Genomic DNA, 17,069 nt, shown 5'->3' with positions numbered 1-17,069 from the left:
CGCGGCAACACACCCGGTCGAAGTCATGGTGCTGACGGGAAGGCCAGAAGGGCTCGAGGTCGTGACGACCCGTCGCGGTGCACTTCTGGAAGCTGGCCATGGGCCCATTGAAGCAGACACCCGCCCGTAACAGGAGCCTCCGCTCACAGCTTGGACCATTCCTGGCGCGAAGTCGGCGTCAGTCGACCACGCGCGCCGTCCGGAGGAGCCCCCGGACGGCGGTCCGCAGCACGTCGTCCGGATGCGCGGCGTCGCCGTACATGAGGTCCTTCACGGCCCGCCGCGGTGTCTCGGCCCCGCGTCGCAGCGGTTCCACGGCGAAGCGGGGGAGGAGCCCCATCTCCGTGAGCGTCACCACCGGGTGGGGCGGGTCCGGGTGGCACCTCCGCCACTCGAGCGCCTCCCGGGCCAGGGGCTCCACGGTGTCCTCCGTCCTGCCGGTGATGCGCCAGACGGCCAGTGCGGCCGCGGCCCGGGTGCCGGACGGGGTACGGGGAGCGAGCAGCGGCTCGATGAGCGGCAGCAGCGGTGCGGCGGCGGCACCGAGCCGGCCCGCGAGGTTCGTCGCCCAGGAAGAGGTCGAGGCGGTCAGTTCCCGGCGGAGGAAGGACAGCGCCGGCCCGGGGTCCGCGGCGACCGGCCAGAGCGCCACCGCGGCCTCCGCCGAGACCGAGGAGTGGACGCCCTCGCTCGCGCAGATCCGCAGCGCCCGCTCGCCCACGTCGCCCGCGGCGCGCCCCAGCCGGTTCAGCACGGCGACCGCGACGGACGGGTAGCCGGTGCCGTGGCGGGTCAGCAGTCCGGCGAGCTCCTCGACGACGTCCGCCGCCACCTCGGGGTACCGCGTCAGCACCTTGACCAGCTCCGAGTGACCGTCCCCCGATTGCCGGGCCACCGCCCGCGCCACGGGCGTCGCCGCGGCCCCGAACTCGTCGGTCACCGCCTTGACGACGCGAACGGTGTCGTACGCGCCGGGTGCCTCCCCGATCAACCGCAGCGCCTCCTCGACCGCCACGGCCACCGGCACGCGCGCGCGTGCCAGCGCGGTGACCGCCCCGGCCCGCACCGCCGGGCTGTCGTCGGCGAGGTGCGGCAGCACCCGCTCCCGCACGTGCGCGTGCAGCTCCGGCGGCAGCGCGCAGGTCAGCTGCGCCAGCCGGTACAGCTGCCAGGCCTCGCCCTCCGTCTCGCGCAGCGCCCACGGGAGCACGTCGGCCTCGCGGTCCCGCCAGCGCTCGGTGATCCCGAAAGCGAGCGGCATCCCCTGCTCGAGGGCCCGCAGCGCGGCCCCGGGGTCCTCCAGCAGCCGTTCGGTGAACGGCCGGTAGTGCCCCGGCCACAGCGAGGTCTCCGGTTCCTCGGGCTGCTCCGCGGCGGCGGTGGACGCCCGCGCGCAGGCGTCCACCAGCGGGTGCGGCAGGGGCGGTTCGGCGGTGCGCAGCAGGTCCTCGGCGGCCGCGAGCGCCACCCGGGGCTCGGGGTCGGCCAGCAGACGGTGCCGCCAGGCACCATCGCCCGGCTCCAGCAGTCCGAGCGCCGTCACGACCCGGGCGCGCACCCGCGGGTCGGTCTCCTCGGCGAGCCGGTCCCGCAGCAGGGGCGCGGTCGCCGGGCCGGACTCCCGGCCGCACGCGGCGATCAGCAGCACCATCGACTCGCGTACGGCCGGGTCGGCGTCGTGTGCGAAGGGGATCAGGGACGGCATCGCCTCCGCCACGGCCCGCCGGGCCCGCCGCTGTTCGTCCCGGTGCCCGGCCCAGTTCGCGAGGTCGGCCAGCAGGCCGAGCAGTTCGGCCCGGGGACCGGCGCCGTGCAGGGCGAGCCGGACCAGATGCGGCACCGCGGGTGCCGTGGGGATCTCCTCCCGGAAGCACAGGGAGGAATGCAGCCGGTCCATCGCCCGCTCGCGCACGGCCTCGTCCGTGGACTCCAGCGCCCGCAGCAGTGCGGGTACGTCACCCGTCGAGCCGTAGGCGCGTTCGAGACTCGCCCGGTCTCTCTCCGTCCCCATGGGAGCGCAGGATATGCGGAAGGGGCGCCCGCCGAGTCGGCGGGCGCCCCTTCGCGAGAGCCGCGGAGCGGATCAGACCTGGCCGGCCTTCTCCAGCGCCGAGCAGCAGGTGTCGACGATCAGACGCGTCACCAGGTACGGGTCGACGTTCGCGTTCGGACGGCGGTCCTCGATGTAGCCCTTGCCGTCCTGCTCGACCTGCCACGGGATGCGGACCGAGGCGCCACGGTTGGAGACACCGTAGGAGTACTCGTTCCACGGGGCGGTCTCGTGCAGACCCGTCAGACGGTCGTCGATGCCGGCGCCGTAGTGCTTGACGTGGTCGAGCGGCTTCGAGCCCTCACCGAGCGACTCGCACGCGGTGATGATCGCGTCGTAGCCCTCGCGCATCGCCTTCGTGGAGAAGTTGGTGTGCGCGCCGGCGCCGTTCCAGTCGCCCTTGACCGGCTTCGGGTCGAGGGTGGCGGCGACGCCGAAGTCCTCGGCGGTGCGGTAGAGCAGCCAGCGGGCCACCCAGAGGTGGTCGGAGACCTCGAGCGGGGAGACCGGGCCGACCTGGAACTCCCACTGGCCGGGCATGACCTCGGCGTTGATGCCGGAGATCGCGAGACCGGCGGCCAGGCAGTTCTCCAGGTGCGCCTCGACGACCTCACGGCCGAAGATCTCGTCCGCGCCGACACCGCAGTAGTAGCCGCCCTGCGGGGCCGGGAAACCGCCCTTGGGGAAGCCGAGCGGGTAGCCGTCCTGGAAGAACGTGTACTCCTGCTCGATGCCGAAGATCGGCTCCTGCGCGGCGAACTTGTCGGAGACCTCGGTGAGCGCGGCACGCGTGTTGGACTCGTGCGGCGTCATGTCGATGTTGAGGACCTCGCACAGGACGAGGATGTCGTCGCCGCCGCGGATCGGGTCGGGGCAGGTGAAGACCGGCTTGAGGACACGGTCCGAGGAGTGCCCCTCGGCCTGGTTCGTGGAGGACCCGTCGAAGCCCCAGATCCCCAGCGCGTCGAGACCGGCGGGCTCACCCGCGATGATCTTCGTCTTGGAACGGAGCTTCGCCGTCGGCTGGGTGCCGTCGATCCAGATGTACTCAGCCTTGAAGGTCACGGGCCACTTCCTTCGGGGTGTGTCTGACGCACTTGCGGGTGCTGCGGCGCTGCGGCACTGGGGCGCCGCCTGTTTGCCCGGCAGCTTGTCAACAGGCGATTTCCCGATCATTGCTCGAATGTGAACCCCGTGTTACCTGGTGGTTCTGTGGTGCGGCTCACGGTGTGAGCGGTGAATCGGTGGGTTCGTACGCGAGGGGCACCCGCGCGCCGCGACGCGCGGGGCCCCGGGACGCGTGGGCCCCGAACGCGCCGGTCCTGCTGCTCGTGGCCGCGAGCAGCAGGACCGATGACACGTACGCCTTTACGGGATGCTCCGGAGGGTGCCGCCGGTGCACCGAGGTGCCCGGTGGCCGGACGTCACCCCACCTTCTCGATCAGGGCCCGGCGGATCAGGAACTTGCCGGGCTCACGGACCAGTTCGAAGGCCGCGTTGTTGAGCAGGGCACAGCTGCCGGAGACCGAGGTCACCTCGACGGTCGTGGACTTGTTGTTGTCCAGGTTGGTGACCTTCAGCTTGGTCCCCGCCGGGAACTGGTTACTCGACGCGGCCGGGGCACCGCCCTCGCCGGAGAGCGTCACCGTGGAACCGTTGCAGACCTGCTGGCCGGAGGCGGCACCGCCGCCGTTTCCCGCGTTGCCCGCGTTACCCGTGTTTCCGGCCGGTGCGGAGGCCGCCGGTGCGGAAGCGGCCGGAGCGGAAGCGGCCTGCGAGGGCTGTGTCGCCTGGGAGTCCTGAGCCGACTCCCCAACGACGCAGCCGGACGCCTGCTGCTGGACCTTGATCTGCGCGATGACCGCCTCGCGGTTGGCGATCCGGGCCTCGGACTGCGCGTCCGGGTTCGTCCTCTGGCCCTCGATGAACTTCTCGTTGTTGCCGAGGGCCGTGGCCAGTCCCGCGCAGACGGTCGAGTCCCCGGCGGACAGCGTCCTGGCGTCCTGCCCGCTCTGTGAGGCGTTCGAGGTGGACGCCATGGCGAAGGCGCCGGCGCCCGCCACCGCCGCGGCGCTGACGAGCAGCGCGATCTTCTTCTTCGTGCCGAGACTTCTCCTGCGCGACATGCGCGCCTCCTGAGGGGTAGGGGAGCGTACGCCGCTATGTACGAGATACCGAACGAGGTTACTCAGCGGTTACAGGAGTCAACCGAAGTGGCGTGCGTCACACCCGAGTCGAGGGGTGCGGGGCCGCAGTCAGTTCCTCCCCTCCTCGTACGCCGCCACCGTGTCGTCGACCCGCCGGAGCAACCCCTCGGTCCGGGAGGTGAGTTCGGCCTCCCCGGTCTTCGCGCCCTCGCCCCACCGCCCGTTCGCGAACACCACCGACCGCACGGTCATCGCCCGGCGGGAGACCCCGGCCGAGCCCGGCGGGACCGTCGGCAGGCCGGCCTCCGGAGGCGGATCCAGCGGGTCCACCTGATACGTCACCGGGTCCGTCGAGGCCATCGTGAACACGCGCGAGGCGTCTTCCACCCGCTCGAAGCTCAGTACGGTGACCGTCACCTGCGAGCGCCGTTCGGTGTCCGTGAACAGGGCCGCCGTCGACCGGGAGCACCCCTCGCCCTGTTCGACCAGCCGGGCGAGCGCGGGCGACACGCCCCGAGCGCAGTCGACGGTGGTGGACAGGTCGACGCGGGCGTAACGGGAGCCGTCCCGCAGCCGGACGCTCGTCGAGGGGAACGCCTGCTCCGGCCGGACGATCGGGCGGGCGAGCAGGGAGCGGAGCGCGCTCGGGTCGCCGGACAGGAGGCCCGCGTCCCCGGACGGTACGGCTACGAGACCCGAGGCGGTCGTGGTCACCGTCACCGGGGGAGCGGACGTGGTCCGGTCACCGTCGTCCTCGTCCGCGATCAGCACGGTGCCGGCGGCCACGGCGGCGACGAGGGCCGCGCAGGACCCGACGGCCGCCGAACGCCGGGCCCGCCGGCGCCGTCGTATTCGCCCCTGCTCGGGAGGGAGTCCGAGCCCTTGATCACCGAAGGTCATGGCGGCGGAGGGTAGCAGTGCGCCGCGCGCCGACTGCCGCCGCCGGACGCATCGTCGTCCGTCCGGCAAGCGCTCCTCCAGCGGGACAACGCCTCTAGCGGGACAACGCGTCCCGTACGGCCTCGTCGGTGCGGGCCACCAGCGCGGTGCCGTCGTCCGCCGTGATGATGGGGCGCTGGATGAGCCGGGGATGCGCGGCGAGCGCGGTGATCCAGCGTCCGCGCGTACTCGCGTCCCGCGCCCAGTCCTTCAGGCCGAGCTCCGCGGCCACGGCCTCCTGGGTGCGCGTGATGTCCCAGGGTTCCAGACCGAGGCGATCGAGTACGGCCGCGATCTCGTCCTCGCTCGGCACGTCCTCCAGATAGCGGCGGACGGTGTAGTCGGCGCCCTCGGCGTCGAGGACTGTGAGGGCGCTGCGACACTTGGAACAGGCGGGGTTGATCCAGATCTCCATGCGGCACACGGTAGCGGTCCGAAGCCGCGAAAGCCCTTGTGATCAGGGGCGATTGTCAGTGGTCGGCAGTAGAATAGAAGCAGTGTTCGAGGGTTCGCCGGAGGTTCCGGACCGGGCCCTGACCGCGACAGGAGGATGCCTGTGCCCGCTGCCGCACTGAAGCCGAAGCCGTTGCCGACCCAGTCCACCGCGAAGCGTTCCGTCCAGCTCGACCTGCCGTATGTGCCCGTCGAGAAGCGGCCGTTGCCGCCCGGGCGACCGCGCGATTGGTACGTCACGCACAACCGTCGCCTGAAGGCGATGCGCCTCGCCATCGCCCTGCTCGACCTGGGCGTGTATATGCCGAACCAGGCCCGTAACGAGAAGATCCGCAGCACGGCGGAGCTGATCGGCGTTCATTCGCCGTCGGACACGACGTGCCACATGGTGCGGGCGCTGCTGCGGTACTCACGCTGAACCGGGCGCCGGGTGCCGTTCCCGGTGACGGCACCCGGCGTCGGCGTCGAGGGGCGGAGTCCGGGGGCGGGGCCAGGGCGAGGGCAGGGACTCCGGGGACGGATGCGGGGTCCGGGGATCACCTCACCAGGTCCTTCTCCACCGGTGTGCGGAACCTCGGTGTCACCCGGGTCGTCCCCAGCCACGACTCCAACCGCGCCGCCTCCGCCTCGATCGCCGCCCTCGCCTCGGCGCCCACGCCCTCGCCGCCGCCGCTCTTGCCGTCGCCCTTGTCCTCGCCGGCCAGGATCCGCCACACGACCTCGCCGTCGGCCCGTTGGGCCCAACCCCCCACCACCCGGCCGTTCCACCACACCGTCGGGCCCACGTTCCCGCTGTAGTCGAACAGGCCGGGGCGCAGCTCCGGGGCCAGATACCAGTCCCGGGCCTGCCAGCCCATGGCCGTCGGGTCGAGGCCGGGCAGCAGGGCCGCCCACGGTTCGCCCGGGGCGGGCACGGCATCCACGTCGTCCTCGACGACGTACCCCGTCCCCTCGTCCAGCGTCACCGCACGCGCCCCGATCGCCGTCAGCGCCCGGCGGACGTCCGTCACCTTCCAGCCCGTCCACCACTTCAGATCGGCCTCCGTGGCCGGGCCGCACGCCGTCAGCCAGTGCCGCAGCAGCTCCGACTGGGCCTGTGCCACCGGAAGTTCGGCGTGCGCGGGGGCCAGAGCCCAGCGGAACTGGCTCGACGTCCACGAGCCCAGGGGGCGCCCCCTGACCACCTTGCCCTCCACCCCCAGCACCCTCAGCAGCCGCGTCACGACGGTGTGGACGCCCTCGTAGGGCTTCCCCGCCGCGTACACGAACTGCTCCCGCAGGCGCGGCTCCTCGCGGGCCAGCTCGGCCGCGGTCGCCTGGCCGAGCCGGGCCAGGGCGGCCAGCGCCGACTCCTCGACCTCCTTCAGCCAGGCCGCGTCCGGTGCGCCGGCCTTCGCCATGTCCTTCACCAGGGTGGCCCGCTCCCGCGCGGCGACCGCCAGGCCGGTCGAGGCGTGCACGACCGCCGTCGACTCCGTCGGGAACACGAAGACGGTGTGCCGCATGCCGTGCATCCGGACGAGACTGCGGTCCGCGTAGAGCGCCCGGTCGGTCTCCGTCACCGTCGCCGCCGGGTCGGCGAGGCGGGCGCCGACCGCCAGGTACACCGTCGCCGGGTCCGAGCCGTGCAGGGCGAGGAGCGCGTCGGCCACCGCCTCGGGTGTCGCGACCCGCGCCCGTGGGGCCAGCCGGTGCCGCAGGGCCAGCCGCGCCCGCCGCTCGGCCACACCGATGTACCGCAGCCCGTCACCCATTACCGGCCTCCACCCCTTGTCGCCCCGTCGCCGTCCGGCACTCGTCCCTGCCCGCCATCCTTCCCGACACCACTGACAACCGGGTCCCGACGCCCGTGACGCCGACGGCACCCGAGCCCCCGGGGGCGCTCCAGGACCGCCGAGGGGGCCGGGGCTGCCGGGCGCGCCGGCTGTCACCCGGTTGACGTACCCGACATGCGGACGCTCCCCTCCCGGCCTTCACTGCGAACAGGAGGCCGGGAAATGTGGTGAACCGGGAGGCGGATGTGGTGCGAAGGCGACGCGGATGACCACCCCCACCGACCGTGCCCGACGCGGCCGGGACGCCCGCAAGCGCGTCCCGCGTTCCGCCCACGCCCTCTGGGTCCCGTCCGTCGACCGCCCCGACCCCGTCGCCGTGCTGGAGCGGCAGGGCCGGGACCGGCTGCCCGAGCTGCTGCCGATCCGGTACGGGCGGATGGCCGCCTCGCCGTCCGCCTTCCTGCGCGGCTCGGCCGCCCTCATGGCCGCCGACCTGGCGTCGCAGCCGCACACCGGGCTGACGGTGCAGCTGTGCGGCGATGCCCATCTGCTCAACTTCGGGTTGTACGCCTCCCCGGAGCGGGGGCTGCTCTTCGACCTCAACGACTTCGACGAGACGTTCCCCGGGCCCTTCGAGTGGGACGTCAAACGCCTCGCCGCCTCCGTCGCGGTGGCCGCCCGCGAGAACGGCCACCCCGAGCCGAGGGTGCACCGTGCCGCCCTGGAGGCCGTGGCCGCCTACCGCACCGCCATACGCCGGCTGTCCCGGCTCGACGAGCTCGCCGTCTGGTACGAGCGCATCGACGCCGAACGGCTGCTGCCCCTGCTGCGCGCCGCCCGGCGCCGCGGACGGGCCGGGGGCAGCCTCACCCGCGCCCGCCGCCGCACCAGCCTTCAGGCCCTCGACAAACTCACCGAGGTCGTCGACGGCCGCCGCCGCATCATCCACGACCCACCGCTCATCGAACCCGCCGGCGCCTCCGACAGCGCCGCCCTGCGCAAGATCTTCAGCGACTACCGCTCCACCCTCACCGAGGAGCGCCGTCTGCTGCTGGACCGCTACCGCTTCGTCGACGCCGCCCGCAAGGTCGTCGGCGTCGGCAGCGTCGGCACCCGTTGCTTCATCGTGCTGCTCGCCGGGCGCGACACCGACGACCCGCTGTTCCTGCAGATCAAGGAGGCCCGCGCGTCCGTCCTGGAGGAGCACCTGCCCAGCGGCCCGTACGTCCATCCCGGCCACCGGGTCGTCGCCGGGCAGCGGCTGCTCCAGGCCGCCGGGGACGTCTTCCTGGGCTGGATGACCGGGCCGCAGAGCCGCGCCTTCTACTGGCGGCAGCTGCGCGATCTGAAGAACCCAGGCGGTGTCGCCGGGATGTCCCCGGCCGACCTCGCGGCGTACGCCCGGCTGTGCGGCACCGCCCTGGCCCGCGCCCACGCCCGGTCCGGCGACCGCGTCGCCATCGCCGGCTACCTCGGCGGCGCCGACACCTTCGAACGCGCCGTCGCCGACTTCGCCCTGGCCTACGCCGACCGGACCGCCGCCGACCACGCGATCCTGGGCGCGGCGGTCGTGGCGGGCGTGGTGAGCGCGGCGCCGGGCGTCTGAGCACCGCGGGGCGCCCGGCCGGTCAGGGACGCGTCGCCGTCCACTCGCCCGCGTCCGGGCCGGCCAGCACGGCGGTCACGAACTCGCGCCGGTCGTCCGGGTGGTCCTGGAACCACAGGCCCAGCCGGTGTCCCGCGCCGGGCAGTTCGAACCTCGTGTACCGGGCGCGGGTGGCGAGCGCTTCCTGGACCGCCTCGGTCACCTGCGGCGGGATCACCGTGTCGGTGCCCGGCACGGCGAGCACCGCCCGGCCCTCGTACGCGCGCAGCACGTCGAGCGCGGGCGCCTCCCGCCAGCTCCCGGGCCTGCGGATGATCGCGCTGAACTCCCCGTTTCCCTCGCCGAAGGGAACGTCCCACGCCCGGGCCGCGTACACCGCGGGCGCGCACAGGCCCAGGGCCGTGACCCGGTCCCGGTAGTACGCGGCCAGGTCGGCCACCGTCTGCCCGCTCATGCTGAACCCGACGAGCACCAGCGTCCCGTCCGCCGGGACGTACGCGTCGATCACGGAGACGGCCTGCTCGAAGCGCCGGCGCAGGCTCGACTCCCTGAGTTCGCCGCTGCTTTCACCGTGCCCGGAGAAGTCGAGGGCGAGGGCGCGGCAGCCGCGGCCGGTGAACTCGTGGGCCAGCGGCAGGAGTCGCTCCTTGCTGCCGTTGCCGGCGCCGTGCAGCAGAACGGCGGTGACCGTTCCCGGACCACCGCCGTGCACCCCGCTGAGCAGCTCACCGTCGTACGCGTGCGTGAAGGGAGACAGTTCGCTCATGGGCCCCATTCACTCATGGGCGGGTTCCGCCCGGGCCGCCTTGATCGCCTCTCGGAGGTGTTCCTCCATGTCGCCCGACTCCAGGCCCGCGGAAAAGGAGATGCACGTTGAGTGACGGACTCCGTACGCTGAAGGCACCACACCACCCCCCTCGCCACGCTCAGTCACCGACCCTGCCCAGGAAGGAGGCACACCATGGGCACCGTAGTTCTCTCCGGGGCCGTCGTCCTGGTGGTCCTGGGATTCGGAAACCCGCTCTACTGGCTCGCCGCGGCCGGCGTGCTGTTCCTGTACGTGCGGTACGGGCTCGACTCGTCCGCGCCGTCCGCGCCCGGCCCCACGCCGAGCGCGGGAACGGCGCCGACGTCGTACAAGGCCTACCGCGACCGCCGTGACAAGCAGGCCAAGTGGGAGCGCCGCTACCGTCGTGAGCGCCCCCTGGAGTCCCGCCGTCAGGAGCGCGAGAGCAGCAAGTAGGGCCCGCCGGGTCCGCCTACAGGCCGGGGGCTCCCCACACCGGGAACCAGCGGCCCAGATCCTGCTCGATCCGCAGGTCGCCCGTGAGGGCGGCCTGCACCTGCAGCTCCAGTGCGCCGTCGCGCCGCTGCCCCGGACCGGGCAGCGGCGCGAACGGGTAGAAGGAACCCCGCTTGTACAGGTACACGAGCGCCAGCCGGTGGCCGCCCGTCTCCTCCGTCCCGCCCCGCCGGTCCTCGAACCCGGCGAGTGAGCACAGCAGTTGCGGCCCGAAGCCGTTGGCCTCCATCGCGCTGTTCACCGCGTGCAGGTCGTTGACCAGCAGCGGCAGTTGGTCGGGGGTGCGCTGCGAGAGCAGCCAGGAGTAGCCGTAGTCGTCCCGCACGAGCCGCACCGGGGGACCGGTGCGCTCGGTGTCGGCGTCCAGGAGCGCCTGCACCTCGCGGTGCGTCTGCTCGAAGGCCGAGCCCTCGACGGTCGCGAAGCACACGGCACCCTGCCCGGTCGGGGTGAACCCGGCCGCCGCCTCCAGCGTGACGGCCGCCGAAGGCAGCGCGAACAGCCGGTCCAGGTCGGGCACGACGGGCTTGGTCCGGCCGAGCAGGATGTCCAGCAGCCCCATGATCAGCCCGCCTTCCCCGGCGCGGCCGCCTCGCCCAGCTCGGCGGAGATCCGTCCCAGCTGCTCGAGCCGCTGCTCCAGGCTCGGGTGGGTCGAGAACAGCCCCGCCAGACCGGGCTCCGAACCCAGTGCCGGGGTGAAGTAGAAGGCGTTGAAGGCCTGGACCGTCCGCAGGTCCTTCGTCGGGATGCGGGCCAGGTCGCCGGAGACCTTCGTCAGCGCGGAGGCCAGCGCCGAGGGGCGGCCGGTCAGCTGCGCCGCCGCCCGGTCCGCCGCCAGCTCCCGGTAGCGGGACAGGGCCCGGATGAGCAGGAAACTGATCGCGTACACGGCCGCCGAGACACCCATCACGGCGGCGAAGACGACCGCGGCGTTCTGGTCCCTGCGCGCGCCGCCGAACACCTGCGAGTAGAACGCGAACCGCACGATCAGCCCCGCGATCACGCCCAGGAACGACGCGACCGTGATCACCGCCACGTCCTTGTGCGCCACATGCGACAGCTCGTGCGCGAGCACGCCCTCCAGCTCGGCCGGCTCCAGCCGGGCCAGCAGCCCGGTCGTCACGCAGACCACGGCGTGGTCGGGATTGCGCCCCGTCGCGAACGCGTTCGGCATGCCCATCTGCGAGACGGCGACCACCGGCTTGGGCATGTCCGCGATCGCGCACAGCCGGTCGATCACGGCATGCAGCTCGGGATACTCCTCGCGCTCCACGACCCGCCCACGCATCGCGAACAGCGCGACCCGGTCGGAGAACCAGTACTGCGCGCCCAGCATCGCCACCGCGACGACCGCCACCAGCACCCACGACTTCAGCAACACGATCAACGCGGCGACGAACGCCACGTACAACAGTCCGAGCAGGAACAACGTGACCGTCATCCGCACGGTCAGCCGTCGGTCGCTCCGGAAACGGCTCTGCATCTGCATCACCCCGCAGTCAGGCACTCGCCCCACTGCCAGTGTGCACCGCCCCACCCCCATGAACGGTCCCCGAACGAACCCAGGCGAAGCAAAGGCTCCCCGAGCCCGCCCGCCGCGACCACCGGCGCGGATCCACCCCCGATCAAGCCCGATCCGCCTCCGACCCGCCCCGGTCCCAGCGTCGTGCGGCCCGCGTCGCCCGCAGTCGTAGCTCCTCGTCGGGATCGGCCCGCAGCGCGATCAGGGCCCGCTGCCCCGCGGCCCCACCCCGCTCCGCAAGCAGCCGGAACGCGGCGATCCGCACCGCCCGCGGCCACCCGGTGCCGAGCCGCTCGACGAGCCACTCCTCCGGCAACAGCGCTGCCGAGGGCAGCACCGCCGCGGTCACCTCCCGCACCACTCCCGGCGCCTGATCGTCGAGCATCGGCAACAGCCGCCGCGCGTCGGCCGCGTCCAGCACGCGCAGCCCCGCCACGGCCCGTGCCCGCACGCCCGGGAGCGGATGCCGGACCAGTGACCACAGCGCCTCGGCGTCGCTTCGCTGCCCGCACTCCGCGAGCCCGGCGGCGGCACCCGGCGGCAGGGCGGGATCGCCCGGCTCCGCGCACCGCTCCCGGTACCAGGACAGCGGATCGCCCCCGTACTGCCGTACGACATACCGCGCGCAGGCCCGCACGAGCCCCGCCCGGTCGGCCAGGAACTCCACGGCCTGCTCCGCCCGCCCGGCCCGCCGCAGCGCAGTCACCCCGGCGGAACGGACCCGCGGATTGCGCGCGGTGAGCAGGGGTTCGAGTACGTCGTTGCAATCCCCGTCCGGCACGGCGGCCAGGGCGGCCAGGGCGGCGTCCGCACACAGGTTCTGGACGACGGTGTCGTCGTCCTGCGCGGCGACGCGGGCCAGCTCGCCCGGGGAGAAAAGGCCCTCCTCGACGGCCCTTCTGTACGCGTACCGACGTACGGAGCGATCGGAGTCGGTGTACAGCGTCGTAAGAACCTCACGAGGCGCCTCGCGCAGCAGTTCGTCGGCCAGACCGACGGCGAATTCGCCCCGCTCCCGACGCCCCACGCGCAGGATCAGGGGCAGGAGGGCCACGGCCCGTCCGGCGTCGAGCACCTCGCCCAGCCGCAGGCGCGCCTGTTTGCGTACGGGTTCCGCCCAGTCGGCGCACCGCACGACCAGAAGCGGCAGCAGATCGGGGTGTCCGTCCATCCGCCACAGTGCCGCCGCCCGGATCCGGCCGTCCCGGTGGCACAGCGCGAGCGCGAGCTGCGACTCGCTGAGCGGCTCGCCGGCGTGCATGGCAGCGGTCAGCGTGCGCCCGGCCTCGTTCCACTCCCATTCCACCAGGTAGTGCGCGCCCCAGTGGAGCGGTCGGACGCCCGCGTCCAGTGCCGTCCACGCGGCTGGGGCACCGCAGTCGAGCGCCTCCCGCAGGGGCACTCCGCGGGCGAGCCGCACCGCTGCCGCCGACCCGCCCGTGATGTCCTCCCGTACTTCCCGCACCTCAGTACTGCGCCCGGAACCGCGTGTACCCCAGCAGGAGGATCACCGCGGCCACGCAGCCCAGGACGAGCGTCGTCGACAGCCAGGACGAGCGGGGTGATGCCACCCGGTCCGGGTCGCCGCGGAACGGGACCGGCTCGGGTGGGTTCTCCTTCCAGCGGGCGGCCAGCATCCTGGCCCGCGCCGAAGGTTCCTTGTGCGCCGCGTCGTCCGCCCACTTGAGGTCGAACTCCCGCTCCACGTCATCCTGTTCGGTCATTCCCGTCTCTCCCCCGTCACCTCTGTCGAGGTCTTCCCGTCGAACATCAGTGCCAGAAACCATACGACGACGCCCCCGTCCCTGAGAAACAGGAACGGGGGCGGACCAGGTGCCGTCGTTGACCGGATCAGATCTCGTCCCGCCTCATTCCGCGCTCGTCGAGCGCAGGGTCCCCATCTCTCTGGCTGACCGCGAGTGTGCCCGGGGAGGTGCCCCTCGCCAGGTGATCCCCAGATCCGGCATCGGGGACACCGCTCAGTTCTCGGCGAACCTGGCGCCATGCGCGGATGATCTGCGGTATTCGCGACAGTACGTCGCTGATTTGCGTCAGCAGCAGCGTGACGCAGCCGAACGCGGCGAGGATGACGAGGGTCACTTCGTCCCACTTCACAGGTCGGCCTCGGCCTTCTGTCGGGCTGCGTCGCGGGCAACCGGTACCAGCGAGGGATGCAGTGCACCGTTCCAGGTTTCCGAATGGTTCCGGACAGTGTGGGGTCTCGCACCGGCGTATCGATGGAGTGCTAGGTATATGCGCGGTTCTCGCAACTCGGTCGGCCTGGGCTCATTCGGGATCCCCCGAGGGGAGCGGACGGTTCTGTGAGTGATTCTGAGCATGTCGATACCTCGCGCCACCCCGACTGGCTTCTGGTCGCACATCTGGTGAACCACTGATTCGAACAGGCGGATTCGGTTGAATCACACTGTTTGCGGCTCCACGGGTGCCGGGGGCCCGTGGGAAGAATGCCGTCCACCGACTCTCCGCGCGCCGGATGCACAGAGGATCAGCCCTGGTGAGAGGCTTTCCCTCACGCCTTCTCCTGTCAGCGGACGGGGCGAGGCACCAGCTGGCCGAACAGTGTCCGTCGGGAAATCCAGTCGAGGGCGTCTGCCCCCAGTCGGTCTGGTGCTTCGAGCAGCGCGGCTTCGACTGCCGCGAGGTCTCTCAGAGCCTCGGGTGCACTGGCCCTGTCCAGTGCGGCGAGGCGCTCCATGGCTGCCGCGACGGCGTCGGGCCAGCCCGGCATACCAAAGTGGGTAGCCGCTTTGAACACGGCCGAACAGGCTCTGTGGAGCAGCGCCGCGTACCAGCCCTGGTGCTTCATCACCTCCGCGGTGAACCAGACCCTGCTGTCGACGTGTTGGACGAACTCTTCCACTGATTCCGGCATCGTCCGTAGGGCGAAGCGTGAGCCGCCGGCCCAGGGAAGGTCCACGTCCGAGGCCACGGCCACGAACGCGAGCAGCACCTCGGGGCCCTCGTCCCGCGCGGTTAGCAGTGCTGCGTGGGCCCTGCGGTAGAGGTCGACGCTCTGCGCGAAGATCTCCCCGTCGCTGGGCCCGCAGTCGGCGTCGTGTATGTCTTCCATCGGCCCCTCGCGCCAGGCGTCGGCGACCAGACCCACCGCAGCCGCGCTCACCAGCACGTCGGTGTCGCCGGCGTCGATGCCGAAGTGCGTGAGAACGATGGGCGCCTGATCTTCGATGTCTGGAAGCGGCGAACTCTTGTCCTCTACACCGGCCTTCCTCAAGCGGGCGGCGACGCGAGGCGGCAGGGGCGCGGGCACAGGCGGCTCCACGAGGATTCCGTGCTTCGCCAGCTCCTCGAAGATGTCATCCGGTCCGCAGTCCATGTGTGAAGAGTCGTGGCGCCCGGAGCAGCCCTCCGGGCACTCGAGCTCCTCGCACATCTCCGGTTCCCCGGGCTGCGCCGCGTTGACCAAGTGGTAGGCAAGTCGCTCCGCAACCGCCTCCCGGGCTGTGACCATGGCAAGGCTGAGCCGGAACGTCTCATCCTTGAGCCCTGAGTCCTCGGGATCCGCAGCGGTGGGCGGTTGCGGCCTGTCCGGGATCCAGGTGTACGCCGATTCCAAGGAGATCAGCACCCAGGCGATCTGGAGCGGCTCGGTGTCCTCGTTCGAGGCCAACTCGGCGACGGCATCAGCGGCCTGCCGGACACCAACAAGCCGGGCGAGATACCGATCACGAATCGATGCCCAGGCTGCGGATTCGGCTGCTACCTGCTCGGCGTCTCGGGTCAGGGAGGCGTCACGAGCTCGCCGTGCCCGGGAGACCAAGCGAGTCAGGCAGGGGTGGCAGCCGAACAGCCCCGACTCGCGGGTCGGCCCGAGAGGTACGGGCAGTCGGTCTTCGAAGGGGCGGTCGCAGAGGCAGCAATCGAGTGCCCCCACCTGGCGGGAGGTGGGGATGGCCGGCAAGGCGGACCTGATCACGGCACGGGCGTAGTCAGGGACGTGCACAGGGCAACTCCTCCTAAGACGGCGCCGGTTCGCTCACGGCGCTGCATCCATGCTCCTGGCAGCCTCCGGGCGCTTGTCGTCGTTTGGCGCCCGGGCCGAAGAAGTTGGCGCAATCTGGCATGTAGCGCTTTGCCTGCGACTTCTACGCTCTTGGCACTATCTGGCGGCCATGTGGATTGCCGTCTGCAACGCCGAAAGGATCTGCCGGTTCGTGGCCACCAACAGCGTCCCTCTTCCGAACGAAGCCCACCAGGAGCTGGTGCGTGCACTGGAAGAACTCCACCGGGCAGCGGGTCACCCCGGCATGCGGAAGGTGAGTGCTCTCATCGCCGAGGGCGACTACCCGGCGGTCGTCAGCCACGAGGGAGTCCGTACGACTCTCAAGGGCCTGAACGTTCCGCGCTGGGAAACCGTGCAGTCGATCGTGGCGGCGCTCGCCGCAGCTTGTGTCGATCCGCCTCGAGACCCGACGGCCGAGGTGGCACGGTTCCTCCCTCTGTGGCGTGCAGTACGGGAGGGGGAACCGGGCGGCATGAAGTCGGCCCGGGAACTGGCGCTGTCGCAGGGGTGGGGCACGAATGACGGGCGGTGGACCGCTGAGGCAGTCGTAGGCATGATGATCAACCCATTCAATGCCATCGAGATCGCTCCGGCCCTCGCGGTGCCGCACGAGCCTGTGATCTCGGAGGACGAATGGGTTCATGCCGGTGTCCGCCTCATAGAGGAGCACGGGGCCGAGTTTGCTCTACGCGCACTCCTTCGAACCCTGAAAGGCGACTACCTGGGTGCCGAGCAGGGAAGCCCCTTCGGTTACCGCTATCCCGACCAAGAAGCGGTCGAAATACACACGGCCTTCCGCTACGGCTGCGACCGGATACTCCAGCGCCTGGCGGCGGAGCCGAACCTCCTTCAGCGGTCGATCAGCGCCATGCATGTCGACGAGACCATGGACCGCGAGGATCGCATCGAGATGCTGCGGGCCGAAGCGGATGTTTCCTTGATGCGGGAGGTCATGGTGGCGTCCCCGGAGACTTGGCACCAACTCTCTGAAGAGGCTCACCACCAGGTCTTCGGCTATCTCGTCAAGACGATCGGTCCGGTGGGTAGATTCGGACTGCCACCGGAGCAGCGGTTCCACATCACCTGGCGCATTCCCGAGCCGCCGTCGGCGTAGTTCCCAAGCCGATCGCTACCTCCGATGTTGCTTTGGGCGGTGCACAACCGGTGCACGCCAGGGAGAGCTGGCCGGAGCCTTCGTAACTCACTTCGGCCATGGAAGATCCTCCGGAC

17 protein-coding genes are annotated in these 17,069 nt (G+C 71.7%); 4 read left to right on the top strand and 13 right to left on the bottom strand.

Annotated elements, in window-relative coordinates; translation table 11 throughout:
* Positions 1–178: 178 nt before the first annotated feature.
* From OG736_RS13510 to OG736_RS13490, 5 genes are all read right to left on the bottom strand, one after another.
* Positions 179–2,011, bottom strand: a complete 1,833-nt coding sequence (locus OG736_RS13510) for a HEAT repeat domain-containing protein (protein ID WP_327182648.1) — start codon at positions 2,009–2,011, stop codon at positions 179–181.
* A gap of 72 nt (positions 2,012–2,083) precedes the next feature.
* Entirely contained in the window at positions 2,084–3,115 is a 1,032-nt protein-coding gene (gene glnII / locus OG736_RS13505; RefSeq protein WP_327182647.1) for a glutamine synthetase, read from the bottom strand.
* Positions 3,116–3,474: 359 nt separating this feature from the next.
* Positions 3,475–4,176 (bottom strand): SCO2207 family protein, encoded by a 702-nt coding sequence (locus OG736_RS13500; protein WP_327182646.1) that lies wholly within the window; start codon positions 4,174–4,176, stop codon positions 3,475–3,477.
* Between the two features lie 129 nt (positions 4,177–4,305).
* Positions 4,306–5,097, bottom strand: coding sequence for a hypothetical protein (locus OG736_RS13495; RefSeq protein WP_327182645.1), 792 nt, complete (start codon positions 5,095–5,097; stop codon positions 4,306–4,308).
* Between the two features lie 94 nt (positions 5,098–5,191).
* Entirely contained in the window at positions 5,192–5,551 is a 360-nt protein-coding gene (locus OG736_RS13490) for an arsenate reductase family protein (protein ID WP_020126725.1), read from the bottom strand.
* A gap of 141 nt (positions 5,552–5,692) precedes the next feature.
* On the opposite strand from OG736_RS13490, the gene OG736_RS13485 reads away from it, so the two are divergent.
* The gene (locus OG736_RS13485) at positions 5,693–6,007 is read left to right on the top strand and encodes a hypothetical protein (protein WP_020126724.1); all 315 of its coding nucleotides are present in this window, start codon (positions 5,693–5,695) and stop codon (positions 6,005–6,007) included.
* A gap of 118 nt (positions 6,008–6,125) precedes the next feature.
* Here the strand turns inward: OG736_RS13485 and OG736_RS13480 are convergent, their stop codons facing one another.
* Positions 6,126–7,343, bottom strand: a complete 1,218-nt coding sequence (locus tag OG736_RS13480) for a winged helix DNA-binding domain-containing protein (RefSeq protein ID WP_327182644.1) — start codon at positions 7,341–7,343, stop codon at positions 6,126–6,128.
* 286 nt (positions 7,344–7,629) lie between these two features.
* Between OG736_RS13480 and OG736_RS13475 the strand changes: the two genes are divergently transcribed.
* Positions 7,630–8,970, top strand: a complete 1,341-nt coding sequence (locus OG736_RS13475) for a DUF2252 domain-containing protein (RefSeq protein WP_327182643.1) — start codon at positions 7,630–7,632, stop codon at positions 8,968–8,970.
* Positions 8,971–8,992: 22 nt separating this feature from the next.
* Here the strand turns inward: OG736_RS13475 and OG736_RS13470 are convergent, their stop codons facing one another.
* On the bottom strand, positions 8,993–9,736 hold the full coding sequence (locus OG736_RS13470; protein WP_327182642.1) for an alpha/beta hydrolase: 744 nt from the start codon (positions 9,734–9,736) through the stop codon (positions 8,993–8,995).
* Between the two features lie 195 nt (positions 9,737–9,931).
* Between OG736_RS13470 and OG736_RS13465 the strand changes: the two genes are divergently transcribed.
* Positions 9,932–10,213 (top strand): hypothetical protein, encoded by a 282-nt coding sequence (locus OG736_RS13465; protein ID WP_327182641.1) that lies wholly within the window; start codon positions 9,932–9,934, stop codon positions 10,211–10,213.
* Between the two features lie 16 nt (positions 10,214–10,229).
* On the opposite strand, the gene pspAB is transcribed toward OG736_RS13465, so the two are convergent.
* The 6 genes from pspAB to OG736_RS13435 form a co-directional block, all read right to left on the bottom strand.
* The gene (gene pspAB / locus OG736_RS13460; RefSeq protein WP_327182640.1) at positions 10,230–10,835 is read right to left on the bottom strand and encodes a PspA-associated protein PspAB; all 606 of its coding nucleotides are present in this window, start codon (positions 10,833–10,835) and stop codon (positions 10,230–10,232) included.
* A 2-nt stretch (positions 10,836–10,837) separates the two neighbouring features.
* Positions 10,838–11,758, bottom strand: a complete 921-nt coding sequence (gene htpX, locus OG736_RS13455; RefSeq protein ID WP_028806311.1) for a zinc metalloprotease HtpX — start codon at positions 11,756–11,758, stop codon at positions 10,838–10,840.
* 142 nt (positions 11,759–11,900) lie between these two features.
* Entirely contained in the window at positions 11,901–13,262 is a 1,362-nt protein-coding gene (locus OG736_RS13450) for a hypothetical protein (RefSeq protein ID WP_327182639.1), read from the bottom strand.
* A 1-nt stretch (position 13,263) separates the two neighbouring features.
* Positions 13,264–13,521 (bottom strand): SCO2583/SCO2584 N-terminal domain-containing protein, encoded by a 258-nt coding sequence (locus tag OG736_RS13445; protein ID WP_327182638.1) that lies wholly within the window; start codon positions 13,519–13,521, stop codon positions 13,264–13,266.
* Between the two features lie 127 nt (positions 13,522–13,648).
* Positions 13,649–13,897, bottom strand: coding sequence for a hypothetical protein (locus OG736_RS13440; protein ID WP_327182637.1), 249 nt, complete (start codon positions 13,895–13,897; stop codon positions 13,649–13,651).
* 445 nt (positions 13,898–14,342) lie between these two features.
* A complete protein-coding gene (locus OG736_RS13435; protein WP_327182636.1) occupies positions 14,343–15,446 on the bottom strand; it encodes a hypothetical protein in 1,104 nt (367 codons plus the stop codon).
* A 544-nt stretch (positions 15,447–15,990) separates the two neighbouring features.
* Here OG736_RS13435 and OG736_RS13430 point away from each other — a divergent pair.
* A complete protein-coding gene (locus OG736_RS13430) occupies positions 15,991–16,953 on the top strand; it encodes a hypothetical protein (RefSeq protein WP_327182635.1) in 963 nt (320 codons plus the stop codon).
* Positions 16,954–17,069: the final 116 nt, after the last annotated feature.

The sequence above is a fragment of the Streptomyces sp. NBC_01334 genome, assembly GCF_035983595.1.
In the GTDB taxonomy this organism is placed as follows: domain Bacteria; phylum Actinomycetota; class Actinomycetes; order Streptomycetales; family Streptomycetaceae; genus Streptomyces; species Streptomyces coriariae.
Note: the sequence above shows the minus strand (reverse complement) of the source record. Positions and strands in the feature narration are given on the sequence as shown.